We start from the raw sequence: 23,872 nt of genomic DNA, 5'->3' as shown, positions 1-23,872 counted from the left end.
GTGTACACGACGGCGGGGGCCGGGCACCGCGCGGTGCCCGGCCGCCGCCGTCGTCACGGGAGCGTCACCGCGCGGCTCAGGGCGACGGGGACCGAGAGGTGCCGCGGCGGGTGCCGCCCCGCCGCCGGTCGAGGTGGACGGCGTGCTCCAGATAGCGTTCGACCAGGGACGCCGCCACCGGGTTGTGACCCCGGACGCGGAGCAGCCAGTGCGGCGCGATCCTCTCGTGGAGCCACAGGAAGCCGATCGTGAACCCCAGGCTCAGCATCGCCTGGAGGGCCAGGAAGGACAGGAGCGGCTCCCCCAGCACGGTGTCGTCGCCCAGCGCCCACGCCACGGCGTAGGAGTCGATCAGCCGGGAGACGGGGAACCCCACCAGCCAGTACAGCGCCATGGGCGCCACCGCGCCGACCTGGAAGACACCGCGCGCCAGCAGCACGCAGTACCCGGCGCCGAACAGGGCCAGGGGCACGCCCAGCCCGGCCGCGAGGGCGAGGGTGACCACCGGGGACAGCCCGGCCATCACCGCGACGGCCGTGGCGAACAGACCGGCCACCAGGCCGATCAGCGCGCCCGGCAGCGTGATCTCCACGTGGTCGAGCACGGGCCTCCCCGCGGGGAGGGCTTCCCGGGCGCCCATCAGTCGATCACGACCCCGAAGGCGAACAGCGAGTAGAACAGGGCGCCGAGGTAGAACACCGCCGCGAAGGCGATGACGGCGTTGGAGAGGATGCCCGGCCGGATCGGCTTGGGCAGGGTGAGGTTGTTGACCAGCAGCAGCACCACGCAGTAGGCGCCCATCGCGAACGCCGACAGGAAGGCCAGCACGTCCAGGATCGCCGCCGGGCCGTCGGCGGGGCCGAAGAGCAGGATCACGATGCCGAAGGCGATCAGGCCCCACAGGAAGAGGGCGTACAGCCTCGACATGCCGACCTTCTTGGCGCCCGGCACGAAGTTGAAGGTCATGTCGGCCTGGCCGCGCGAGAAGGAGTCGAACAGCCCCAGCGTGGCGTTGAGGCCGATGAGCGCGATGAAGCAGAAGAACACCGTGCCCAGGACCGGGCTCCCGGCCGCCGAGAAGGAGGCCGCCATGGCGTCCAGGGCGGCGTCGCGGTCGCCGTCGCGCAGCAGGTCGGTCACGTTCGGGTCGAAGCGGGCCGAGGCCTGGGCCAGCACGGTGAAGGAGACCGTCACCAGCATCGTGATGCCCCAGAACAGGACCATCGCGTCGAAGGTGACCCAGCGCCGCCAGCCCTTCCACTTCTCCATCTCCGAGGCGTCGGAGGTGTCGAACATGAAGCCGCGCGTGGGCATGGTCTCCTGCTCGCCCGCGTGCCGCAGCCCCCGGATCTTGGGGATGTGCGAGCCCATCCCGGCGCCCTTGTCGCGCAGGTGCAGGGTGTACCACATCTGCTGCATGCCCGAGGGCCCGGCGAAGGCGATGGAGCCCACGATCACGGGGAACCACAGGGCCGTGGTGGCCTCCTCCGGCAGGTAGCCGAACGCGAACATCCCGGTGAGGGTGGAGGTGAGGTCGGACAGGTCGCCCACGATGGCCGCGATCACGGCGCTGCCGACCACCAGCATGCCGATGCAGATCGACAGCACGTTCTCCAGCAGGTTGTAGATGACCTTGGCCAGTGTGAACACCACGCCGACGAGGAGCATCCCGGCGACCGCCGTGACCTGCCAGGGGATGCCGGTCACCCGTTCGAAGGCCGAGGCGCCCGCCGAGAGGTGGCCCGGCCAGATGTAGACCAGCATCGCCGTGATGAAGAAGAACCACATGAGCGGTTTGAACACGCGCGCGGCGCCGTAGAAGATGCTCTCCCCGGTGGCCATCGCGTAGCGCGACATCTCCAGCATGACCACGGCCTGGAGGGTGACGCCGACCAGGAACAGCCAGCGGATCTCGGGGCCGAAGACGAGGACCAGCCTCGGCCACATGTAGGACTCGCCCATGCCCACGCCGAGGGCGACGAGGAACACGGTGGGGCCCAGGATGTGGATCGAGGGCGGCGCCTTGGGCAGGGGGCGGATCGGCATCGGCTCCAGCCGGCCCGCCTTCCACACGCGCTCCTCGGGCGGAGCGCCGCCGGGGGCGGACGGGCCGGAGACGGCCTCGGCCCCGGGGGGAGCGGCCTGCCTCTGGGCGGGGACGAAGGGTGGCTGTGCGTCGGTGGGGGACTGGCGGACCGGTTCGGGCGTGCCGCCGGTCTCGGGGCGTGAGGAATCCATGGCTGGGAACTCCCTGTGGGCTGTGCGGATGCGAGCTGCTTGCTGGCATGGCGCCCCCGGGTGGTGCGGACTCCTCTCTGCCGGACGCACGGGCGAGGTCACCGCGACGCAGGGGCTGCGTCGCGCGGTGGGGGACCCGGCGGCCGTGTGGCGGCGGCTCCGTGGCCGCCGGGTTCAGGGGTGGTGCGCGTTGGTACGGGGCCCGGTCGGGGCCGGAGCACCGACCGGGCACTGGGTCAGAGTAGTCCCGCGGCGCGGGCCCAGCGATACTTCGCGCCGAGAATCTGCACGGGCTTCTCGGTGGTGTAGGGGAAGGCCACGACGCCGTGCTCGAACAGGTACCGCGAGGCCTCCTCGACCTCGGTGTCACCCGAGAGCGAGGCGACCACGGGCTTGTCGATCCCCTTGGCCCTGGCCTCGGCCACCACGTCGGCGACCACCTTCGCGAAGACCATCGGCGGCGTGATGATGGTGTGCCAGTAGCCCAGGATGAGCGCGTGCACCCGCTCGTCCTCCAGGCCCAGGCGGATCGTGGCCTCGTAGGTGGAGGGCGGCTCGCCGCCGGTGATGTCCACCGGGTTCCCGGCGGCGCCGAAGGGCGGGATGAAGGCCCGGAACGAGGCGTCCAGGTCCGGCGGGATCTCGTAGAGGTTCATGCCGTTGTCCACCACCGCGTCGGAGAGCAGCACGCCCGATCCGCCCGCGCCGGTGATGATGACGACGTTCTCGCCCTTGGGGGTGGGCAGGACCGGCAGCGCGCGGCCGAACTCCAGCAGCTCGTTGAGCCCGGGGGCCCGGACCACGCCCGCCTGGCGCAGGATGTCGTCGTAGACCTTGTCGTCGCCCGCCAGCGCGCCGGTGTGCGATCCGGCCGCGCGCGCCCCGGCGTCGGTGCGTCCGGCCTTGAGCACGATGACGGGCTTGTGCGGCACGACCTCGCGGGCGGCCTCAACGAAGGCGCGGCCGTCCTTGAGGTCCTCCAGGTGCATGGCGACGGCGTTGGTGTTCTCGTCCTGGCCGAAGAAGGTGAGCAGGTCGTCCTCGTCGATGTCGGCCTTGTTGCCGACGCCGACGATGGCCGAGACGCCGGTGCTCGTGCTGCGGCTGTAGCCGAGGATGGCCATGCCGATCCCGCCCGACTGCGAGGTCAGGGCGGTGCCGCCGCTGACGTCGTAGGGGGTGCAGAACGTCGCCGACAGCTTCTCGGGCGTGTAGTAGTAGCCGTAGATGTTGGGTCCGAGCAGGCGCACGCCGTGCCTGCGGGCGACGGCGAGCACCTCGTCCTGGAGCTCCTGCTCACCGGTCTCGGCGAACCCGGAGGGGATGAGGACCGCCGCGGCGGCCCCCTTGGCGCCGACGTCCTCCAGCGCGCCCGCCACGAACTTGGCGGGGATCGCGAAGACCGCCACGTCGACCTCGCCGGGGATGTCCAGGACGCTCTTGTAGGCCGTGCGTCCGTACACCTCGGAGGACTTGGGGTTGACCGGGTACACCTCGCCCGCGTACCCGCCGTCGACGATGTTCTTGATGACGGAGTGGCCGATCTTGCCGGGCTCGTTGGAGGCGCCGACGATCGCGATCGACCGCGGCTTGAAGACCCGGTTCATCGCGGCGAGGATCTCGTCCCTTTCGAACCGCGCGGGCGGCTCGGGCGGCGCGAAGTCCAGGACGAAGCGCAGGTCGGCGGCCACGGCGGAGGCCGGTCCGGCGAAGACCGGGTTGAGGTCGGCCTCGGCGATCTCGGGGAAGTCGGTGACCAGGTCCGAAAGCCTGCTCACCACGTCGGCCAGCCGTTCCCGGTCCACGCCGGGGCGGCCGCGCACGCCGCGCAGGACCTCGGCCGCGCGGATGTCGTCGATCTGGGTCAGCGCCTCCTCGCGGGAGACCGGGGCCATCCGGAAGGTGACGTCGCGCAGCACCTCGACCAGGACGCCGCCCAGCCCGAAGACCACGATCTTGCCGAAGGTGGGGTCGGTGGTCGCGCCGACGAGGACCTCGACCTCCGGTCCGCCGCCGACCTGCTGCTGGATCTGGACCCCGTCGATGCGCGCCCCCGGGGTGTGGGCCAGGGCGTTGGCGGTGATGCGCTGGTAGGCCCCGGCGACCGCTTCGGCGCTGTCCAGGCCGACCTCGACGCCGCCCGCGTCGGTCTTGTGCAGGATGTCGGGGGAGACGATCTTGGCCACGACCGGCAGGCCGAGTTCTCCGGCGAGTTCGGCGGCCTCCTCGGCGGAGTGCGCCAGCGCCTCGCCGGGGACGGGGATGCCGTAGGCGTCGGCGAGGACGCGGCCCTCGGGGGCGGTCAGGGCGCTCCTGCCCTCGGCCCTGGCGCGGTCGAGCACCTCGCGGACCGCGGCGCGGTCGTGGTCGGGGCGGTCGGGGGTGTAGACGGCCATGTGTTCAGATCACTCCGTTCGATGCGAGTTCGGCCAGGTCCTCGTCGGACAGCCCCAGCTCGCCGCCGTAGACCTCGGCGTTGTGCTCGCCGAGCAGCGGGGAGCGGACGACGTCCACCGGTGAGTCCGAGAGCCGGATCGGCGAGGAGACCGTGTCGTAGGAGCCCCGCTCGGGGTGCTCGACGGTGGTGACGACCCCGTTGGCCCGCAGGGTGGGGTCGTCGATGATCTCGCGGGTGGACATGATCGGCCCGCAGGGGATGTTGTGCGCGTTCAGCGCGGCCAGCACGTCCCACTTGGGGATCTGGCTGGCCCACTCCTCGATGAGGGCGAACATCTTGTCGAGCTTGTCCAGCCGGGCCTCGGGGGTGGCCCACTCGGGGTCCTCGGCCAGCTCGGGGCGGCCGATGAGCCGCGTGATGGGCTCCCAGCCGGTGGGCTGGACGATGACGTACACGTAGTCGTTGGGGCCGCCGGGGGAGGTGCGCACGGCCCAGCCGGGCTGGCCGCCTCCGGAGGCGTTGCCGGAGCGGGGGACCTCGTCGCCGAAGTCGTCGTTGGGGTACTCCGCCAGCGGTCCGTGCGCCAGGCGCTGCTGGTCGCGCAGCTTGACCCGGCACAGGTTGAGCACCGCGTCCTGCATGGCGACCTGGACGCGCTGGCCTCGGCCGGTGTTGGTGCGCTGGTACAGCGCGGCGAGGATACCGGCTACTGTATGCATCCCCGTGCCCGAGTCACCGATCTGGGCGCCCGTCGCCAGCGGCGGGCCCTCCTCGAACCCGGTGGTGCTCATGGAGCCGCCCATCGCCTGGGCGATCACCTCGTAGGCCTTGAAGTCGGCGTAGGCGCCGGGGCCGAACCCCTTGATGGAGGCGTAGACCAGCCGCGGGTTGGCCTCGGCGAGCACCTCCCAGGTGAAGCCCATGCGGTCCAGCGCGCCGGGGGCGAAGTTCTCCACCAGCACGTCGCTGCGGCGCACCAGGTCCAGGAAGATCTCCTTGCCCTTGGGGCTCTTGGTGTTGAGGGTGACGCTGCGCTTGTTGGAGTTGAGCATCGTGAAGTAGAGGCTGTCCACACCGGGCTTGTCCCGGAGCTGGCGCCGGGTGATGTCACCCGTGACCGCCTCCACCTTGACCACGTCGGCGCCCATCCAGGCGAGTATCTGCGTCGCCGACGGGCCCGACTGGACGTGGGTCATGTCCAGGACGCGGACCCCGTCGAGTGCCTTGCCCATGACTCTCTCCTTCCTGGTCAGGGCTACTTGTACATGGTCTGGTTCATCGTCCCCGGGGCGTAGACTTCGGGGTCGATCCAGACGTTGACGAGCGAGGGCTTGCCGGACTCGCGGGCGCGCCGCAGCGCGGGGGCGATGTCGGCCGGGTCCCGGACCTCCTCGCCGTGGCCGCCCAGCATCCGGGCGAACTCGGCGTAGTTGACGTCGCCCAGGGTGTTGCCGATCTCGCCCCGGTCCGCGCCGTACTTGGCGATCTGGCCGTAGCGGATCTGGTTCATCGAGGAGTTGTTGCCCACGATGCCGACGAAGGGCAGGTCGAACCGGACCAGGGTCTCGAAGTCCCAGCCGGTCAGGCTGAACGCGCCGTCGCCGAAGAGGGCCACCACCTCCTTGTCCGGCCGGGCGTACTTGGCCGCCATCACGAACGGGACGCCCACGCCCAGCGTGCCGAGGGGCCCGGGGTCCATCCAGTGGCCCGGCGACTTGGGCTGGACCACCTGGCCGGAGAAGGTGACGATGTCGCCGCCGTCGCCGACGTAGATGGAGTCCTCGGTGAGGAACTGGTTGATCTCGCTGACCAGCCGGTAGGGGTGGATGGGCGTGGAGTCGGAGGTGAGCAGGTGCGCGCGCTTGTCCAGCGCGGCCTGCTCCTGGGTGCGCAGCTCCTCCAGCCAGGTCTTGCGGCTCTGGGCGCCGTTGTCCCCGTAGGCCGAGGTCGCCTGGAGCACCGAGGACAGGATCACGTCGGCGTCCCCGACCAGCCCCAGGTCCACGTCGCGGTTCTTGCCGACGGTGGCGTAGTTGAGGTCGATCTGCACCACCGTGGCGGTGGGCGAGAGGCGCTTGCCGTAGCCCATCCGGAAGTCGAAGGGGGTGCCGACGATGATGATCAGGTCGGAGTTGGTGAAGGCGTAGCGCCGGGAGAGCTGGAAGTGGTGCGGGTCGCCGGGCGGCAGGGTGCCCCGGCCCGCGCCGTTCATGTAGGCGGGGATGTTGAGCGCGCGCACCAGGTCGGTGGCGGACTGGGTGGCCCGGGTGGTCCACACCTGGTTGCCGAGCAGGATGCTGGGCTTCTCGGAGCGCACGATCAGGTCGGCCAGCCGCTCGATCGCGGCGGGGTCGCCCGCCTGCCGGGTGGAGGCGCGGTAGCGGCCCTTGGCGGGGATACGCGCCCGCTCCACGGGCACCTCGGCGTCCAGGACGTCGCGGGGGATCTCCAGGAAGGCCGGGCCGGGGGCGCCGCTGTTGGCCTCGCGGAAGGCCATCGAGACCAGGTCGGCGACCCGCTCGGTGTGCGGCACGGTGGCGGCGAACTTGGAGATCGGGTTGATCATGTCCACGTGCGGCAGGTCCTGGAGCGAGCCCATCTTGTGCTGGCTCAGGGCGCCCTGGCCGCCGATGACCAGCATCGGGCTCTCCGCGCGGTAGGCGTTGGCGATGCCGGTGACCGCGTCGGTGGTCCCAGGTCCGGCGGTCACGACGGCGCACCCGGGCTTGCCGGTGACGCGGGCGTAGCCGTCGGCGGCGTGCGCGGCGACCTGCTCGTGCCGTACGTCGACCACGTCGATGCCCTCGTCGGCGCATCCGTCGTAGATGTCGATGATGTGTCCGCCGCAGAGCGTGAAGATCACGTCGATCCCCTCGGCCTTGAGGGCCTTGGCGACCAGGTGGCCGCCGGAGATCGTGGTCTTCTCGCTGCTGGTGGACTCGCTGGTTGCCTTGTCGGCCATCGGTACGCCGACCCCTTTCGTGCGGGTGTGCGGGAGTGCGGGATGTGTCCTGCGGTGGCTTGTGCGGTGCGACCGTCTTCTGTAGGCGGGATACTGTATACCGTGTGCATCACATTGGAGCACGGTGCCGCGTCGGTGTCCAGACCCCGTGTGGTGCGGGTGTGGTCCGGACCGGGAGCGGACGCCTGAGCAGGGCCGCCAGGACGGCCGCCGCGCCGCAGAGCGCCCCGGACGCGGCCAGGCCCGCGGGCCACGCGGAGGCCGGTGCCAGGGCCAGGAACAGCGCGGCCCCGCCGACCCCGAGCAGGCCGCCGACCGCCTTGGAGCTGTAGACCAGGCCGTGGATGTCGGCGGTCCAGCGCGGCCCGAAGTGCCCCTCGGTGATCGCCCGGGTCAGCGGGTAGCACGAGCCGGTGCACGCGCCCGCCGCCAGCGCGAGCAGCACGAGCGCGGTGCTCTGCCCGGTCGGGACGGCGACGGCCAGGCCCGCCTGGGCGAGCGCCCCCGCGCACAGCAGCGCGGTGAGCGTGCGCCTGCGGCCGGTCCGCTCGGCCGCGGTACCCGCGGCCAGCCGTCCCAGGCCGCTGCCCGCCGCGAAGGCCGTCACCGCCAGGGCGACCGCCGCGCCCGGGTGGCCGCCGTCCGCCAGGAGGACGGGCAGCACGGCGAGGGTGGACAGCGCGCTCGCCCCGGACAGCGCGACCACCGCGTGCAGGAGTGGCAGGGAGCGGCCGGAGGACCACGCCTGGGCCGGGGTGAGGTCGCGGGCCCACGGCGGGTCGGCGCCCGCCAGCAGCGCGCTCGCGCGCGGGTCGGAGCCGGGCGGCCACCACCGGGGCGGGGCCGGGCGCTGCCCCGCGCCGCCCACCAGCCCCAGGACCGCGACCAGCAGGGCGAGCGCCCCGCAGACGACGGGCAGGGCGGAGGGGGAGGCGCCGAGCGCGACGGCGGGCAGGAAGGGCGTCCAGCCCAGGGCGAAGGCGCCGCCCACGGCACCCGAGCGCACGGTGCGCCGGTCCGGGAACCAGCCGTCCACCAGGTGCGTGCAGGAGTGGTAGACCAGCCCCGCGCCCAGGCCGCCCAGGAGGCCGTAGCCCAGGACGGCGGCGGGCAGTGACGGGAAGGCGCCGAGCGCGACCAGGGCGGCGGCGCACAGCAGCGCGCCCGCCTGGACGGCCGGTCCGGCCCGCACCGCTCCCCGGGCCCGGAGCCGGTGCAGCGCCGGCGCGCAGGCGCCCTGCACCAGGGTCCAGACCAGGAAGGGGACCAGCGCCTGGGCGGGCGACCAGCCGTGCGCGGCCACCAGCGAGGGGACCGCGGCGCCGTAGCCGAACTGGAGCCCGCCGACCGCCGCCGCGGCGGTCAGCGCGCGGAGCAGGATCGAGCGGCGGGACCGGCCGGTGAGCGCGCGGGCCGAGGGGCCCACCGCGTAGCTCCTGCCGCGCCAGTCGCGCACCTCTTCGGGGAGGGGATCGGCGGGGGAGGGGGTGGAGGGGGACGGATCGGGGAGCGGACGGCGGCTGCGCATGACGGCACCTCCTTGTATGCAGTATGCAAAGACCACGTCGATCTGGAAAGGGGTGACCGGGGACACATTTCTGCCCGAAGGGCTATTGCATACTGCATACAGTATGGCGTAACACTGGAGGGGACCGAGAACCACGCACGTGAGGAGGCCCGGTGGATCTGTACGAGTACGAGGCCAAACAGCTCTTCGGGGAGTACGGCGTCCCCCTCGTCGAGGGCGAGATCGCGGACACCCCCGAACAGGCCCGGCTGGCGGCCGGACGGATCGGCCACCGGGTGGTGGTCAAGGCGCAGGTCAAGACCGGTGGTCGCGGCAAGGCCGGCGGCGTCAAGGTCGCCGAGGGCCCCGAGGACGCCCGGGCCAGGGCCGAGCAGATCCTCGGGATGGACATCAAGGGCCACACCGTCCGCCGCGTCCTCATCGAGGAGGCCTCCGACATCGCGGAGGAGTACTACTTTTCCTTCCTGCTGGACCGCGCGAACCGCACCTTCCTCTCGATCTGCTCGGCCGAGGGCGGCATGGACATCGAGGAGGTCGCCCGGACCCGGCCCGAGGCGGTCGTGCGCACCCCGGTCGGCCCCGGGGGCGTGGACCACGGGGCGGCCCTCGCGATCTGCCGCGCGGCCGGACTGCCCGAGGAGGTGCGCGACTGCGCGGCCCAGGTGGTCACCCGGCTCTGGCAGGTCGCCGTCGGGGAGGACGCCACCCTCGTCGAGGTCAACCCCCTGGTCCGCACGGCCGACGGGCGGATCATCGCCCTGGACGGCAAGGTCACCCTGGACGGCAACGCCGCCTTCCGCCACCCCGAACGGACCCCGTTCACCGACGGCGCCGACACCGACGAGCGCGAGCGCATGGCCAGGGCCAAGGGCCTGAACTACGTCAGGCTCGACGGCGAGGTCGGCGTCATCGGCAACGGCGCGGGCCTGGTCATGTCCACCCTGGACGTGGTCGCCCACGCGGGCGGGGCGCACGGCGGGGTGCGGCCGGCCAACTTCCTGGACATCGGCGGCGGGGCATCGGCCGAGGTCATGGCCGACGGCCTGGAGATCATCCTGGGCGACCCCTCGGTCAGGAGCGTTCTGGTCAACGTCTTCGGCGGCATCACCGCCTGCGACGCGGTGGCCAACGGCATCGTCCGGGCCCTGGACATGCTGGAGGGCCGCAGCGGTGACGAGGGCTTCGACCAGCTCGGCAAGCCGCTGGTCGTGCGCCTGGACGGCAACAACGCCGAACTGGGCCGCGAGATCCTCACCAGACGCGCCCACCCGGCCGTGCAGCAGGCGGACACCATGGACGGCGCCGCCGCCCGGGCCGCCGAGCTCGCGGCCGCCAACTGACAGCGGCCGCACACCCCCGACGGGAGCGACGAACACACATGGCCATCTTCGTGAACAGCGACAGCAGAGTCCTGGTGCAGGGCATGACGGGCTCTGAGGGCACCAAGCACACCCGGCGCATGCTCGCCTCGGGCACCACCATCGTGGGCGGGGTCAACCCCCGCAAGGCCGGCCAGAAGGTCGACTTCGACGGCACCGAGGTGCCCGTCTTCGGGTCGGTGGCCGAGGGCATGGCCGCCACCGGCGCCGACGTCACCGTCATCTTCGTGCCGCCCAAGTTCTCGCGTGAGGCGGTCTTCGAGGCCATCGACGCCGGGATCGGGCTGGCCGTGGTCATCACCGAGGGCATCCCGGTGCACGACACGGCCGCGTTCTGGGCCCACGCCCAGGCCAAGGGCAACAAGACCCGCATCATCGGCCCCAACTGCCCCGGGCTGATCACGCCGGGCCAGTCCAACGCGGGCATCATTCCGGCCGACATCACCAAGCCGGGCCGGATCGGGCTGGTGTCCAAGTCCGGGACGCTGACGTACCAGATGATGTACGAGCTGCGTGACATCGGTTTCTCCTCGGCGGTGGGCATCGGCGGGGACCCGATCATCGGGACCACGCACATCGACGCGCTGGCGGCGTTCGAGGCCGACGCGGACACCGACGTGATCGTGATGATCGGTGAGATCGGCGGGGACGCCGAGGAGCGTGCGGCGGAGTTCATCCGCGACAACGTGACCAAGCCCGTGGTGGGTTACGTGGCGGGCTTCACCGCTCCCGAGGGCAAGACGATGGGCCACGCGGGCGCGATCGTCTCGGGTTCCTCGGGCACGGCCGCTGCGAAGAAGGAAGCGCTGGAGGCCGTCGGCGTCAAGGTCGGCACCACCCCCAGCGAAGCGGCCCGGATGGTGCGCGCCGTCCTGGCCGGGGCTCCCCTCGGAGAGGAGGCGGGCGCCCTCTCCGAGGCGGCGCCCACGGTGCGATGACGGCGACGCTCAAGCCCGGCACCGACTGGGCGACCCTGTACACCCGCTGCCGCGAGGAGGCCCCGGAGGCCTTCGGCCCCGACCGGACGCACAACCACTGGGGCGGCCGGTGGCGCGCCGACGGCGAGCCCCGGACCGCGTACTCGCCCGTGGACGGCTCGGAGATCGCGGGCCCGCCCATGCTCGACGGGGCCACCGCGGCCCGCGCGGTCGCCGGGGCGGCCGAGGACCACCGCCGCTGGAGCGCGCTGCCCCTGGCCGAGCGCCGGGAGCGGGTGCGCGCCGCGGTCCGCTCCTGGGAGCGGCACCGCGACACCCTCGCCCTGGCCCTGGTCTGGGAGATCGGCAAGCCCTGGCGGCTGGCCCGCCAGGACGTGGACCGGGCGATCTCGGGGGTCGAGTGGTACCTGGACGGCGTCGAACCGATGCTGGAGGGCCGCCTGCCCCTGGACGGCCCGATCAGCAACATCGCGAGCTGGAACTACCCGATGAGCGTGCTGGCGCACGCGATGTGCGTCCAGGCGCTGGCGGGCAACGGCGTGATCGCCAAGACCCCCACCGACGGCGGACTGGTATGCCTGACCCTGGCCGTGGCCCTGGCGGTCCGCGAGGGCCTGCCGTTCACGCTGGTCAGCGGAGGCGGTAGCGACCTCTCCCCGGCGCTGGTGCGCGGGCCGGAGATCGGCTGCGTGTCCTTCGTGGGCGGCCGGGACACCGGCGGCCGGGTGGCGGCCGACCTCGCCGACCTGGGGCGGCCGCACGTCCTGGAGCAGGAGGGGCTCAACTGCTGGGGCGTGTGGGAGTTCGGGGACTGGGAGACCCTCTCCGGGCAGATCCGCAAAACCTTCGACTACGCCAAGCAGCGCTGCACCGCCTACCCCCGGTTCGTCGTGCAGCGCTCCCGCTTCGACGCCTTCCTCGACGCCTACCTCACGGCGGTCCGGTCCGTGCGCTTCGGCCACCCCCTGGCCGTGGAGTCGGCCGACGAAGACCCGCCCGAGCTGGACTTCGGACCGGTGATCAACGCGGCCAAGGCCAAGGAGCTGACCGACCGGGTGGCCGAGGCCGTCGCGGGCGGGGCCGTGCCGCTGTACCGGGGCGGGCTGGAGGACGCCCTCCTGCTGCCGGGGCAGAACACCGACGCCTACGTGGCCCCCGTGGCCCTCCTGGAGCCGCCGCGCTCCTCGCCGCTCTTCCACGCCGAGCCCTTCGGCCCGGTCGACTCGATCGTGCTGGTGGACACCGAGGCCGAGCTGCTGGCCGCCATGAATGCCAGCAACGGCGCCCTGGTCGCCACGGTCTCGTGCGACGACACCGACACGGCCGCGCGCCTGGCCGCCGGGGTGCGGGCCTTCAAGGTCGGCGTCAACCGGCCGCGCTCGCGCGGGGACCGCGAGGAGCTGTTCGGCGGCTGGGGCGACTCCTGGCGGGGCGCCTTCGTCGGCGGCGAGCTGCTGGTCCACGCGGTCACGAGGGGACCGGCGGCCGAGCGCCTGCCCGGCAACTTCCCGCACTACACCCTGCGCCCCGAGGGACGCGTCTAGGCAGCGCCTCCGGGAGCGTCCGGAACCGGGCGCCCCGGAGGCGACACCGAGAAGCGGCCCTTCGGGAGACCGGGAGGGCCTTCGGGAAAGCCTGGACGGGTCCTCCCCCGGGAGGACCGGATGTCGGGAGCGGTCGGTGCAGGGGGCTGGAGCGCACCGGCCGCTCCCGCGTCTACCGACCCGGACCGCGGACGCCTCCCGTGGCCGCCGAAGGCGCGGCGTGCGCCTTCTTCAGGAGGATCCGGTGCCGTCCGGCGTAGACGTTCATGGAGGTTCCCCGGAGGAAGCCGACCAGGGTGATGCCCGCCTCCGCGGCGAGGTCGACGGCCAGGGAGGAGGGCGCGGAGACGGCGGCCATCATCGGGATGCCGGCCATCCATGCCTTCTGGACCAGCTCGAAGGAGGCCCGCCCCGAGACCATCAGCACCGTCTCGCGCAGCGGGAGCCGGTCCGAGCGCAGCGCCCAGCCGACCAGCTTGTCCACCGCGTTGTGGCGGCCCACGTCCTCGCGCAGGGCCAGCAGCTCGCCGTCGGCGGTGAACAGGCCGGCGGCGTGCAGGGCGCCGGTACGCTCGAACACCCGCTGGGCCTCGCGCAGCCGGTCGGGCAGCGAGGTCAGGGTCTCGACCCCGACGCGCAGCCCGTCCGCCTCCACCTGCCATACGGCCTGGGTGCGCACGGCGTCCAGGCTCGCCTTGCCGCACAGGCCGCATGAGGAGGAGGTGTAGAAGTTGCGCTCCAGGGAGGTGTCGGGGCGGGGGACGCCCGGGGCCAGGGACACGTCGAGCACGTTGTAGGTGTTCGAACCGTCCTCGGTTGCCCCGGCGCAGTAGCGGATGGCGGTGACCTCCTCGCCCCGGGAGACCACGCCCTCGCTCACCAGGAACCCCGCGGCCAGGTCGAAGTCGTTGCCGGGGGTGCGCATGGTGACGCTCAGCGGGTCCCCGTCCAGCCTGATCTCCAGGGGCTCCTCGACGACCAGCGTGTCCACGCGCTCGGTCGCGGACCCGTCCCTGATCCGGAGCACCTTCTCCCGGGCCGTGACCCGTCCCATCCGTTCCACCGCCTTCTGGTGTACCTCTGTCCCGGTTCTATCTGATTTCGCCCGGTTTCTCATCCCCTGAGGTGGGCCCGCCCCCGAGCGGGCCCGCGGGGGTCAGCCGCCGCCGCGCCGCTGCACGTGCTGGAAGCCGAACCGGCCCTTGATGCACAGGTTCCCGTGGGTCACCGGGTTGTCGTGCGGCGAGGTGACCTTGACGATCTCGTTCTCCTGCACGTGCAGCGTAACGTTGCAGCCCACCCCGCAGTAGGTGCACACCGTGGTGGTCTCGGTCTGCGCCTCCTCGTCCCAGGTACCCGCCTCGCGCATGTCGAACTCGGTGCGGAAGGACAGGGCGCCGGTGGGGCACACCTCGATGCAGTTCCCGCAGTACACGCAGGCCGAGTCGGGCAGCGTGACGTCGTGCTCGGTGGAGATCCGGGCGTCGAAGCCGCGCCCGGCCACCCCGATGGCGAAGGTGTTCTGCCACTGGTCGCCGCAGGCGTCCACGCACTTGTAGCACATGATGCACTTGGAGTAGTCGCGCACGTACAGGTCGTTGTCCACCTTGGCGGGCTGCTCGACCGTCTCCGCGACCGCTCCGTCGCCCGGCTCGTGGTCGCCCGCGTGGCGGGCGTCGCGCACGCCCAGCGCCGCGGCCTCGGCGCGCGGGCCGAACCGCTCGGGCTCGGCCTCGTAGCGCTCCATCCACCCGGCCGCCTTGGGCGTGGTGGACAGGTCCACGGAGGAGCCGAGCAGTTCCAGGACCATCTTGCGGCTGTGCCGCACCCGCTCGGAGTCCGTGGCCACGCTCATGCCGGGCTCCAGCTTGCGCGAGCAGGCGGGGGCGAGCGTGCGCGCGCCCTCCACCTCCACCACGCACACCCGGCAGGCGTTGCGGGGGGTGAGGGTGTCGCCGTAGCACAGGGTGGGGATCTCGGTCCCCTCCCCGGCGCAGGCCTCCAGGATGGTGGTGCCCTCGGGAACGCGCACGGTGCGCCCGTCGATGGTCGCGTCGATCAGCCGCTTGGGCGGGGCCAGGAGTACGGGGACGGTCATCGGGCCTCCTCGGTAGCCGCCCGGGTGCCCGGGCCGGTGCTCTGGTGGGTGTCGTCGGTCGCGTCGAACAGGCCGAGCCGGTCGATCGCCGACTCCACCGCGTTCCACGCGGTCTGCCCCAGACCGCAGATCGAGGCGTCGCGCATCGCCAGGCCGACCTCGCGCAGCAGGGGCACCTCGGCGGCGGCGTCGCCCCCGGACCTGATCCGCAGCAGCGACTCCTCCTGGCGCACGGTGCCCACCCGGCAGGGCACGCACTGGCCGCACGACTCGTCGCGGAAGAAGGCCGCCACCCGGACCAGCGTCGCGACCAGGTCGGCGGTGTCGTCCAGGACCAGCACCACCCCCGAGCCCAGGGACGTGCCCGCCGCGCGGGCCCCCTCGAAGGTGAGCGGGATGTCCAGCTCGTCCCCGCGCACGAAGGTCCCGGCCGCGCCGCCGAGCAGGACCGCCTGGATGGTGCGCCCCTCGGGCATCCCCCCGGCCGCCTCGATCAGGTCGCGCAGGGTGGCGCCGAAGGGCAGCTCGTACAGCCCCGGACGGCGCACGCCGCCCGACAGGCAGAACAGCTTGGGGCCGGTGGACTGGCCGGTGCCCACGGCCGCGTAGGCCGGGCCGCCCATCAGCAGGACGGGCAGCACGTTGACCAGCGTCTCGACGTTGTTCACGGCGGTGGGCTTGCCGAACAGCCCCTTCTCCACGGGGAAGGGCGGCTTGCTGCGCGGCTCGCCGCGCTGCCCCTCGATGGAGCCGAAGATCGCGGTCTCCTCGCCGCAGATGTAGGCGCCCGCGCCGCGCCGGATCTCGATGTCGAAGGCGAAGCCCGACCCCAGGACGTCCGGGCCGAGCAGGCCCCGCCCGCGGGCCAGGGCGACGGCGTTCTCCAGGTGGCGCAGCGCCCGGGGGTACTCGCCCCGGATGTAGAGGTAGCCGGTCCGCGCGCCCACGGCGTACCCCGCGATGGTCATCGCCTCGACGACGGAGAACGGGTCGCCCTCCATCAGGACCCGGTCCTTGAAGGTGCCGGGCTCGCTCTCGTCGGCGTTGCACACCAGGTAGTGCGGGCCGTCCGGCTGCTGGGCGGTGGCCTGCCACTTGCGTCCGGTCGGGAAGGCGGCCCCGCCCCGGCCGACGAGGCCGGAGTCGGAGACCTCCCGGATGACACCGGCGGGACCCAGGCGCAGCGCCTGGCGCAGCGCGGCGTACCCGCCCGCGGCGCGGTAGTCGTCCAGGCTCAGGGGGTCGACGGTGCCGATCCGGCGCAGCAGCACGTGGTCGGGCGAGCCCGCGTCGGGCACGGCCGCGGCGGGGTCGGGTTCGGGCGCGGTCCCGGGCAGCGGGTCCGCGCCGAAGGTGGTCGAGGGCCGGTGGCCGTCGGCCTCCGGCGCCCCGGTCCCGGGCAGGGCCCCGGCGGCCATCGCGTCCAGCGCCTCGGGTGTGGCGGGAGCGGCGACGGCGTACCGGGCGGGGGCGCCCGCCTCCAGGGCCAGGGCGGCGGGCGCGCGCTCGCACATGCCCAGGCACGGGCTCTCGTGCCAGGCCGCCTCCCCGTCGTGGCCGCCGGGCGGGCCGAGGCGTTCGGTCAGCCGGGCGCGCAGCCCGTCCGATCCGGCCGCCGCGCAGGCGATGTCGGTGCACAGGTGCACGACCCGGCGGGGCCTGCGGTGCAGGGCGAACATCGCGTAGAAGGAGGCGACGGCGTAGGCCTCCGCCGGGGGGACGGTCAGCCTGCGGCAGATGTGGTCGAGGGCGGGGCGGCTGATCCAGCCCACGCGGTCGTTCACCGCGTGCAGGGCCGGGAGGAGAAGGTCGCGCCGGTCGCGGGCGGAGTGGCCGCCCCGCGCGTAGCGCAGGTCGGCGTCCTGGCGGGCGCCGCCGTCCCAGCCGGACTCGGGCGGCCCGAGCACGCTCTCGACGGCCTCGCGTTCGGCGGTGGTGGGCGTCTCGTCCAGGAATCGCAGGTCCACGCCGTGGTCACCTCATATCGAATGTAATCCAGATCACAGGATTCTGTATACAGAGAACAGTATGATGGCGGTGTTCGGGTTGACAACCCCTGTAAGCGGTAAGATCGCGTAAGGATGCGCCCGAGTGTTCGGACCGCGATCGCAGGGCGCTGACCTGGCATGACGGGTCGTGCCGCCGCCGCAGGGGGCTGGGGCGACGGCACGGCCCTCCCCTTCTCCCTCAGCTCGCTGCGGCGGCCTGGCGGGCGGATCGCTCCACCCGTTCGATCCGCACCGCGGCGGCCTTGTACTCCGCGGTCCCCGCGATGGGGTCCGTGGCGTCGATGGTCAGCAGCTGGGTGTCCACCTGGTCGGGGAAGTGGAAGGTCATGAACACCAGGCCGGGCCGCATGGCCTCGGTGACCGAGACCGGGACCAGCACCGAGCCCCGCCGGGAGGTCACCCGGACCGTCTCCCCGTCGCCGACGCCGAGCTTGGCCGCGTCCTCGGGGGACAGGTCCAGCAGCTCGCCCCGGCGCAGCGGCGAGGAGAACCCGCTGGTCTGCACCCCGGTGTTGTAGTCGTCCAGCCGTCGGCCGGTGGTCAGCCGGAAGGGGAAGTCCTCGTCCAGCAGGTCCACCGGCGGCGAGTGGCCCACGATCCCGAAGGGCGCGGGTTCGCCGCGCTCGGCCGGGTCCTCCGACCACAGCCGCGCGTGCAGGTAGCTCGGCTCCACGGCGTCCTCGGAGTAGCACGGCCACTGGATGCCGTGCAGCTCGGCCAGGCGCGCGTAGCTCATGCCCCGGTGCATGGGGGAGAGCGAGCGGACCTCGTCCCAGATCTCCTCGGCCGAGGGCCGCGCCCAGTCGTGGCCCAGCCGGGTGGCCAGGTCGCACATGATCTCGATGTCGTCGCGGGCGCCCTCCGGCGGGTCCAGCGCCCTGCGCACCAGCTGCACGCGGCGCTCGCTGTTGGTGAAGGTGCCGTCGGACTCGCACCAGGACGCGCTGGCCGGGAGCACCACGTCGGCCAGTTCGGCGGTGCGGGTCAGGAAGATGTCCTGCACGACCAGGTGGTCCAGGCCGCGCAGGCGGCGGGTGGTCTTGTGCGTCTCGGGCTCGGACTGGACGGGGTTCTCCCCGATCACGTAGAGCGTCCTGAGCTCGCGCTCGTCCATCGCCTCGAACATCTGGGTCAGGTTCAGGCCCTTGGCGGGCTGGATCTCGCGTCCCCAGGCGGCCTCGAAGGGCGCGCGCACCCGGGCGTCCAGGATGTCCTGGAACCCGACCAGCCGGTCGGGGATGGCGCCCATGTCGCCGCCGCCCTGCACGTTGTTCTGGCCGCGCAGCGGGTTGAGCCCGGACCCGTACCGTCCCACGTGCCCGGTGAGCAGGGACAGGTTGATCAGCGAACGGACGTTGTCGGTGGCGTTGTGGTGCTCGGTGATGCCCAGCGTCCAGCACATCTGGGCGCGCTCGGCGCGGGCGTAGGCGTGCGCCAGCTCGCGGATGGCCTCGGCGGGCACGCCGGTCTCGGCCTCGGCGGCGGCCAGCGTCCACGGCTCGACCAGCGCCCGGTACTCCTCCAGGCCGGTGGTGGCGCGCTGGACGAAGGTGTCGTTGGCCAGCCCCGCGTGCAGGATCTCGCGGCCGATGGCGTGAGCCAGCGGGATGTCGGTGCCCACGTTCAGGCCCAGCCAGCGGTCGGCCCACTCCGCGGTCGGGGTGCGCCGGGGGTCCACGACGAACAGGCGCGCCCCGCGCCGCACGGCCTTGAGCACGTGCTGGAAGAAGATCGGGTGGGCGAAGCGCGGGTTGCCGCCCCAGATCACGATGAGGTCGGTGTCCTCGATCTCGGTGTAGGAGGAGGTGCCCCCGCCCGAGCCGAAGGCCGCGGCCAGTCCCGCGACGCTGGGCGCGTGGCAGGTGCGGTTGCACGAGTCGACGTTGTTGGTGCCGACGACGACGCGGGTGAACTTCTGCGCCATGAAGTTCATCTCGTTGGTGGCGCGGGCGCAGGAGAGCATGCCGAAGGAGTTGGGTCCGTGCTCGGCCACCCCGCGCCGGAACCCGGCGGCCGCGCGGTCCAGGGCCTCCTCCCAGGAGGCCGGGCGCAGCTCGCCGCCGTCGCGGACGAGGGGTTGGGTGAGTCGGGTGAGGGGTGCTGAGGGTGCGTCGGATCGCATGTGGCCTCGCTTGGTGTTCGTGGCCGGATTCGTCCGGGCCGCCGGGCGGCGACATTGTGCGGATACTGCATACAGTATTGAGACGGTGCGGACAAGGGTCAAGGGTGCCGTTCGGGCGCCCGCGGGGTTCTGTGTGTGGCGGCTGTCTAGGCGGCGACGGAGGGGGTCACGGGCGCGGGGGCGGGCGCGTCGAGCATCCGCGCGTTGAGGAGTCCCGCGACGGCGTCCACCGCCCGGAGAGCGGGGGCGGGGGCGCCGGTCAGGTCGGCCAGCTCCACCACGGCGGACAGGATGACGTCCAGTTCCATGGGGCGGCCGCGCTCCAGGTCGTGCAGGGTCGAGGTGCGGTGGTCGCCGGTGCGCTCGGCCCCGGCCATGCGCCGGTCGATGGAGACGGCGGGGCGCACGCCCAGCCGCGCGGCCACGTCCAGGGTCTCGGCCATCATGGTCCGGGCCAGGTCCCTGGTCGGGCGGTTGCGGCAGATCTGCGCCATGGTGGAGCGGCTCAGCGCACTCAGCGGGTTGAAGACGATGTTGCCCATCAGCTTCACCCAGATGTCCTCGCGCAGGTCGCGCTCGATCGGGCACTTGAGTCCGCCCGCCTCCATCGCGGCCTGGAGGTCGCGGCAGCGCCGGGAGGAGGAGCGGTCCGGCTCGCCGATGGAGAACCGGGTCCCCTCGATGTGCCGGATCACGCCGGGCCCGGCGATCTCGGTGGCCGCGTAGACCACGCAGCCCACGGCGCGCTCGACCGGGATCGTCCGGCTGACCGCGCCGCCGGGGTCCACGCTCTCGATCCGGTGCCCGGCCAGGGGTCCCTCGATCCCGTGGAAGTACCACCAGGGGATGCCGTTCTGGGCGGCGACGACCATGGTGGAGGGGCCCATCAGGGGGCGCAGCAGCGGGCCGCAGGCCGCGTAGTGCTGGGCCTTCAGGCCGAGGAAGACGGCGTCCACGGGCCCGACCTCGGTGGGGTCGTCGGTGGCGTGGGGGTGCGCGTCGAAGTCCCCGCGCGGGCTGAGGACCCGGACTCCCCGCTCGCGCAGGGCCCGCAGGTGCTCGCCGCGCGCGATGAGGTGCACGTCGGCCCCGCCCCTGTGCAGCGCGGCTCCCGCGTAGGCGCCGATCGCTCCGGCGCCGAGTACGGCGATTCGCATGAGGACTCCTTTCCATAAAATACTGTATACAGTATGCTTCAGGGCAGCGTTCTTCACCCGACGACAGGGAGAGAAGGAATGCCCGACCCGGTTGCCCCGGAAACTTCTCCGCTTCTTCACGGAAAAAGCCGCCCGCGCGCACCGCTGCCCTGGACCAAGGCGCGGGAGCTGGCGCGGGTGACCGGCGCCGAGGGTGGACAGCCCATGGCCGAGGAGCCGCTCGACGGCGCCCTCGGTGCCACCCTCGGCGCCGACCTCGTCTCGGCGGTCGACGTCCCGGTGCTGGACAGTGCTGCCATGGACGGGTACGCGGTGGCCGGTGAGGGCCCCTGGGCCGTCCTCGGCCGCTCGCTCGCCGGGCGGCGGAGCCCCGTCGTCCGCCTGGACCCGGGGGAGGCGGTGGAGGTCGCCACGGGCGCCGTCGTGCCGGAGGGCACCACCGCCGTCCTCCCCTGGGAGCGGGCGACGGCGTCCTCCGGGCGCGTGCGCGGCGCGGCCGAGACCGGAAGGCACATCCGCCGCAAGGGCGAGACCACCCCCGCCGGGGCGCTGGCCGCGCGCCGGGGCAGCCCCGTCACCCCCGCCCTCCTGGGCCTGGCCGCGAGCCTGGGCCTGGACACGCTGCCCGTGGTCCGCCCCTCGGTGCGCGTCCTGGTCACCGGGGACGAGGTCGTGCGCGAGGGGAGGCCGCGCCCGGGCACCGTGCGCGACGCGATCGGCCCGCTGCTCCCCGGCCTGGTCGCCTGGGCCGGAGGGCGCTGCCTGCCCGCGCTGGCGGTCGCCGACCGGGGCCGGGACACGGCACGTGCCCTGGAGGCGTCCGGACCCTCCGAGGTCGTCGCGGTCTGCGGCTCCTCCTCGGCCGGGCCCGCCGACCACCTGCGCCCGGTGCTCGCCGCGCTCGGCGCGCGGACGGTCGTCGACGGGGTGGCCTGCCGCCCGGGGCACCCGCAGGTGCTGGCCGTGCTGCCCTCGGGAACCGTGGTCGTAGGCCTGCCGGGCAACCCCGGCGCCGCGCTGGCCGCCGCGCTCACCCTGCTCGTCCCGGTGCTCGCCGGGCGCGCGGACCGGCGCGACCCCGCCCACCTGGGCCGACGGGTCCGGCTCATCGGACCGACACAGCCCCATCCGGCCGACACCCGCCTGGTGCCGGTGCGCGTCAGCCGCGACCTGGCGGTGGAACTGCCCGGCAGCGGCTCGGCCGACCTGCGCGCCGCCGCCGTCGCCGACGCCCTCGCGGTCGTGCCGCCCGGCCGCCGGACCGGGCGCGTCGAACTCGTGGAGCTGCCGTGAGGACGCACGCGGCCGCCGCCTTTTGTACACTGTCTACAAAGCCCACGCATCCGGATGGAGCCGCCCTATGTCCCCACAGGGGTTGAACGCCGTCGCGGGACGGGTCCAGCGCCCCGTGCCGCTGCGTGAAGCCGTGTACGAGGCCATCCTCGACCTGATCACCAACCGGTCGCTCTCACCCGGCCAGCACCTGGTGGAGACCGAGCTGGCCCAGACCCTCGGCGTCTCGCGTCAGCCGGTCCGCGAGGCCATGCAGCGGCTCAGCAACGAGGGGTGGGTGGACCTGCGGCCCGGGTACGGCGCGTTCGTGCACACGCCCACCGAGAGCGAGGCCGACCAGCTCCTGGCCGTGCGCGCCCTGCTGGAGACGGAGTCGGCCCGCCTGGCCGCGCAGAACGCCTCGGCCGAGCAGATCGGGACGCTGCGCGACCTGGTCGCTGCCGGGCGCGCGGCCACCGACCGCGCCGACACCGACGCGGTCGTCCAGGCCAACGCCGACTTCCACCGCACCGTCACCGAGGCCTCGGGCAACCGGGTGCTCGCCGAGCTGGCCGCGCAGGTGGACCGGCGGGTGCGCTGGTACTACGCCCCGGTCGCCCGCGTCCGCGGCGCCGCCTCCTGGGACGAGCACTCCGCCCTCGTCGACGTCATCGAGGGCCGGGACGCGGACGCGGCGCTGCGGCTGATGAGCGAGCACACCGAGCGCACCCGCCGCACCTACCACGAGCAGGTGGACGGCGTGGAGGCCTGAGCCGCCCCGCGCCCGTCCCGCCGCCCGCGACGGCTCAGGGGGTCGCGACCCGGTACGCGCGGCCGTCGTCGTCGCGGGTCAGGTAGCCCCCGTCCACGAGGTGGCGGCGCATGGCCGAGTGGTCGTCGCAGCAGGACCGCAGGGCGGCGTTCACCTGTTCTTCGGTGTAGGTCGCCCCGGGGGCGAAGAACCGTTCGGTGACGCGCGCGAACACCCGCACGCGCAGCTCGCGCCTGGCGGGCAGCGCGCTCAGCCGTCCCTCGTGGAACAGCGCGTCCACCGGGTCCCGGCGCACCGGCCGGTGCTCCTCCAGGGCGGCGGAGAACACCTCCGGCACGCACACCAGGCGGTCGCCGTCCTCGCGCACCAGCCCCGCGTCCACGAGCCGGGCCAGGTTCCGGCGCCCCCGCGACCCCCGCGCGCGGACCTCCCCGGCGGGCAGCCCGCCGGCTCCCGCGCCGACCACCCGGGCGTAGAGCTCCAGGCGGTCGGGGTCGGCCAGGGACGAGACGATCTGGGTGGGGTGCGGCAACGGCGGGCCCTCCTCCGGGTACGTGTGAGGCGACCCTAGGAGGCGGACCCGGCGGCGGTCCAGGCGTTTTTCAGCGCTCGGCCAGGAGCTGCTCGACCACCCGGCCCACACCGTCCTCGTTGGCGGGCGGGGCCGTCCGCAGCCCCAGAGCCGGGTCGAGCAGGTCCGGGTGCCCGCTGGCCATGGCGTAGCCCCCGCCCGCCCAGGACAGCGCGGCCAGGTCGTTGGGCATGTCGCCGAAGGCCACCACCTCCTCGGCGGCCACCCCCCACCGCTCGCAGACCATCGCGAGGGTGCTGCCCTTGTTCACGCCCGGCGCGCTCAGCTCCAGCAGGCTGTAGCTGCCCGAGTAGGTCACCTCCGCCAGCGACCCGACCGCCGCCGCGGCCGTCCGGTGCAGCTCCTCCACCGGGATGTCGCGGGCGCGCACGAGCAGCTTGGTGATCGGGGTGGCCCGCCTGAGCAGGGTCTCGGTGTCCTCCAGCACCTCGCGCACCCACTCGCCGGACAGCCACGGCTCCAGGTGGTAGTCGGCGTCGTGGAAGAAGTCGGTGCCGGTCTCGATGCCGTAGCCGATCCCGGGCAGCTCCGCGTTGATCTTCTCGACCACCGAACGCGCGGTCTCCGGGGAGATCGCGCGCACCAGCGGTTCGTCGCCCGGCACGTGGGCCAGCGAGCCGTTGCCGCAGAGCACGGCGGCGCAGGGGAGCTGCTCGGCGATGTGCTGCGTGGTCCGCGGCGGACGAGCCGTGGAGACCACCACCTTGACGCCCGCCTCCGCGGCGGCGGCCAGCGCCCGCCGGTTGCGTTCGGAGACCAGGCCTCCCGCGTCCAGGAGTGTGCCGTCGAGATCGGTCGCGATAACCCGGGGAAAGACCATGGTGGGCATTATGTCTGTTCCCGGTGACGTTGCGAAGCGGTTT

18 protein-coding genes are annotated in these 23,872 nt (G+C 73.2%); 5 read left to right on the top strand and 13 right to left on the bottom strand.

Annotated features, from left to right (window positions below; all coding sequences use genetic code 11):
* Window positions 1–76: 76 nt before the first annotated feature.
* The 6 genes from ACSTA4_RS25735 to ACSTA4_RS25710 all read right to left on the bottom strand — a co-directional run bounded on the left by ACSTA4_RS25735 (window position 77) and on the right by ACSTA4_RS25710 (window position 9,126).
* Window positions 77–604, bottom strand: a complete 528-nt coding sequence (locus tag ACSTA4_RS25735; RefSeq protein ID WP_444961344.1) for a hypothetical protein — start codon at window positions 602–604, stop codon at window positions 77–79.
* Between the two features lie 35 nt (window positions 605–639).
* Complete coding sequence (locus ACSTA4_RS25730) at window positions 640–2,238, bottom strand: Nramp family divalent metal transporter (protein ID WP_444961343.1); 1,599 nt, start codon at window positions 2,236–2,238, stop codon at window positions 640–642.
* A 236-nt stretch (window positions 2,239–2,474) separates the two neighbouring features.
* The gene (locus tag ACSTA4_RS25725; protein WP_444961342.1) at window positions 2,475–4,634 is read right to left on the bottom strand and encodes an acetate--CoA ligase family protein; all 2,160 of its coding nucleotides are present in this window, start codon (window positions 4,632–4,634) and stop codon (window positions 2,475–2,477) included.
* Window positions 4,635–4,638: 4 nt separating this feature from the next.
* The gene (gene frc / locus ACSTA4_RS25720) at window positions 4,639–5,868 is read right to left on the bottom strand and encodes a formyl-CoA transferase (protein ID WP_274974866.1); all 1,230 of its coding nucleotides are present in this window, start codon (window positions 5,866–5,868) and stop codon (window positions 4,639–4,641) included.
* 23 nt (window positions 5,869–5,891) lie between these two features.
* Entirely contained in the window at window positions 5,892–7,598 is a 1,707-nt protein-coding gene (locus tag ACSTA4_RS25715; protein ID WP_444961341.1) for a thiamine pyrophosphate-binding protein, read from the bottom strand.
* A gap of 109 nt (window positions 7,599–7,707) precedes the next feature.
* Entirely contained in the window at window positions 7,708–9,126 is a 1,419-nt protein-coding gene (locus tag ACSTA4_RS25710) for an MFS transporter (RefSeq protein ID WP_444961340.1), read from the bottom strand.
* Between the two features lie 152 nt (window positions 9,127–9,278).
* Here ACSTA4_RS25710 and sucC point away from each other — a divergent pair, with 152 nt between their 5' ends.
* From sucC to ACSTA4_RS25695, 3 genes are read left to right on the top strand one after another with little or no spacing between them, the layout of a single operon-like run.
* Window positions 9,279–10,466 (top strand): ADP-forming succinate--CoA ligase subunit beta, encoded by a 1,188-nt coding sequence (gene sucC, locus ACSTA4_RS25705; protein ID WP_444961339.1) that lies wholly within the window; start codon window positions 9,279–9,281, stop codon window positions 10,464–10,466.
* Window positions 10,467–10,504: 38 nt separating this feature from the next.
* Complete coding sequence (gene sucD / locus ACSTA4_RS25700; RefSeq protein WP_444961338.1) at window positions 10,505–11,443, top strand: succinate--CoA ligase subunit alpha; 939 nt, start codon at window positions 10,505–10,507, stop codon at window positions 11,441–11,443.
* Complete coding sequence (locus ACSTA4_RS25695; RefSeq protein WP_444961337.1) at window positions 11,440–12,987, top strand: aldehyde dehydrogenase family protein; 1,548 nt, start codon at window positions 11,440–11,442, stop codon at window positions 12,985–12,987. The genes sucD and ACSTA4_RS25695 overlap by 4 nt, the downstream gene beginning before the upstream one ends.
* A 172-nt stretch (window positions 12,988–13,159) precedes the next feature.
* On the opposite strand, the gene fdhD is transcribed toward ACSTA4_RS25695, so the two are convergent.
* From fdhD to ACSTA4_RS25670, 5 genes are all read right to left on the bottom strand, one after another.
* Window positions 13,160–14,041: a formate dehydrogenase accessory sulfurtransferase FdhD gene (fdhD, locus tag ACSTA4_RS25690; protein WP_444961336.1), complete on the bottom strand. Its 882-nt coding sequence runs from the start codon at window positions 14,039–14,041 to the stop codon at window positions 13,160–13,162.
* Window positions 14,042–14,143: 102 nt separating this feature from the next.
* A complete protein-coding gene (locus ACSTA4_RS25685; RefSeq protein ID WP_444961335.1) occupies window positions 14,144–15,085 on the bottom strand; it encodes a 2Fe-2S iron-sulfur cluster-binding protein in 942 nt (313 codons plus the stop codon).
* Window positions 15,082–17,052 (bottom strand): NAD(P)H-dependent oxidoreductase subunit E, encoded by a 1,971-nt coding sequence (locus tag ACSTA4_RS25680; protein WP_444961334.1) that lies wholly within the window; start codon window positions 17,050–17,052, stop codon window positions 15,082–15,084. Before ACSTA4_RS25680 ends, ACSTA4_RS25685 begins: the two co-directional genes overlap by 4 nt.
* A gap of 220 nt (window positions 17,053–17,272) precedes the next feature.
* The gene (locus ACSTA4_RS25675; RefSeq protein WP_444961333.1) at window positions 17,273–19,216 is read right to left on the bottom strand and encodes a molybdopterin oxidoreductase family protein; all 1,944 of its coding nucleotides are present in this window, start codon (window positions 19,214–19,216) and stop codon (window positions 17,273–17,275) included.
* Window positions 19,217–19,362: 146 nt separating this feature from the next.
* Window positions 19,363–20,373, bottom strand: a complete 1,011-nt coding sequence (locus tag ACSTA4_RS25670; RefSeq protein ID WP_378639893.1) for a 2-dehydropantoate 2-reductase — start codon at window positions 20,371–20,373, stop codon at window positions 19,363–19,365.
* A gap of 204 nt (window positions 20,374–20,577) precedes the next feature.
* Between ACSTA4_RS25670 and ACSTA4_RS25665 the strand changes: the two genes are divergently transcribed.
* Both ACSTA4_RS25665 and ACSTA4_RS25660 read left to right on the top strand, forming a co-directional pair.
* On the top strand, window positions 20,578–21,666 hold the full coding sequence (locus tag ACSTA4_RS25665) for a molybdopterin-binding protein (RefSeq protein ID WP_444961332.1): 1,089 nt from the start codon (window positions 20,578–20,580) through the stop codon (window positions 21,664–21,666).
* 67 nt (window positions 21,667–21,733) lie between these two features.
* On the top strand, window positions 21,734–22,417 hold the full coding sequence (locus tag ACSTA4_RS25660; protein ID WP_444961331.1) for a GntR family transcriptional regulator: 684 nt from the start codon (window positions 21,734–21,736) through the stop codon (window positions 22,415–22,417).
* 34 nt (window positions 22,418–22,451) lie between these two features.
* Here the strand turns inward: ACSTA4_RS25660 and ACSTA4_RS25655 are convergent, their stop codons facing one another.
* Window positions 22,452–22,949 carry a DUF2087 domain-containing protein gene (locus tag ACSTA4_RS25655; RefSeq protein WP_444961330.1) on the bottom strand — a complete coding sequence of 166 codons (498 nt, stop codon included), beginning with the start codon at window positions 22,947–22,949 and terminating at the stop codon, window positions 22,452–22,454.
* Window positions 22,950–23,019: 70 nt separating this feature from the next.
* Complete coding sequence (locus ACSTA4_RS25650) at window positions 23,020–23,838, bottom strand: HAD-IIB family hydrolase (RefSeq protein ID WP_444961329.1); 819 nt, start codon at window positions 23,836–23,838, stop codon at window positions 23,020–23,022.
* Between the last annotated feature and the right edge of the window lie 34 nt (window positions 23,839–23,872).

Source organism: Nocardiopsis sp. M1B1, assembly GCF_052466615.1.
Note: the sequence above shows the minus strand (reverse complement) of the source record. Positions and strands in the feature narration are given on the sequence as shown.

Excerpts from the sequence above, each read along its gene's own strand:
- sucD (WP_444961338.1), top strand. The coding sequence starts at position 10,505 with ATGGCCATCTTCGTGAACAGCGACAGCAGAGTCCTGGTGCAGGGCATG.
- ACSTA4_RS25660 (WP_444961331.1), top strand. The coding sequence starts at position 21,734 with ATGTCCCCACAGGGGTTGAACGCCGTCGCGGGACGGGTCCAGCGCCCC.
- ACSTA4_RS25715 (WP_444961341.1), bottom strand. The coding sequence starts at position 7,598 with ATGGCCGACAAGGCAACCAGCGAGTCCACCAGCAGCGAGAAGACCACG.
- ACSTA4_RS25695 (WP_444961337.1), top strand. The coding sequence starts at position 11,440 with ATGACGGCGACGCTCAAGCCCGGCACCGACTGGGCGACCCTGTACACC.
- ACSTA4_RS25650 (WP_444961329.1), bottom strand. The coding sequence starts at position 23,838 with ATGCCCACCATGGTCTTTCCCCGGGTTATCGCGACCGATCTCGACGGC.
- ACSTA4_RS25710 (WP_444961340.1), bottom strand. The coding sequence starts at position 9,126 with ATGCGCAGCCGCCGTCCGCTCCCCGATCCGTCCCCCTCCACCCCCTCC.
- ACSTA4_RS25670 (WP_378639893.1), bottom strand. The coding sequence starts at position 20,373 with ATGCGAATCGCCGTACTCGGCGCCGGAGCGATCGGCGCCTACGCGGGA.
- ACSTA4_RS25725 (WP_444961342.1), bottom strand. The coding sequence starts at position 4,634 with ATGGCCGTCTACACCCCCGACCGCCCCGACCACGACCGCGCCGCGGTC.
- ACSTA4_RS25665 (WP_444961332.1), top strand. The coding sequence starts at position 20,578 with ATGGCCGAGGAGCCGCTCGACGGCGCCCTCGGTGCCACCCTCGGCGCC.
- ACSTA4_RS25675 (WP_444961333.1), bottom strand. The coding sequence starts at position 19,216 with ATGCGATCCGACGCACCCTCAGCACCCCTCACCCGACTCACCCAACCC.
- ACSTA4_RS25730 (WP_444961343.1), bottom strand. The coding sequence starts at position 2,238 with ATGGATTCCTCACGCCCCGAGACCGGCGGCACGCCCGAACCGGTCCGC.
- fdhD (WP_444961336.1), bottom strand. The coding sequence starts at position 14,041 with ATGGGACGGGTCACGGCCCGGGAGAAGGTGCTCCGGATCAGGGACGGG.
- ACSTA4_RS25685 (WP_444961335.1), bottom strand. The coding sequence starts at position 15,085 with ATGACCGTCCCCGTACTCCTGGCCCCGCCCAAGCGGCTGATCGACGCG.
- frc (WP_274974866.1), bottom strand. The coding sequence starts at position 5,868 with ATGGGCAAGGCACTCGACGGGGTCCGCGTCCTGGACATGACCCACGTC.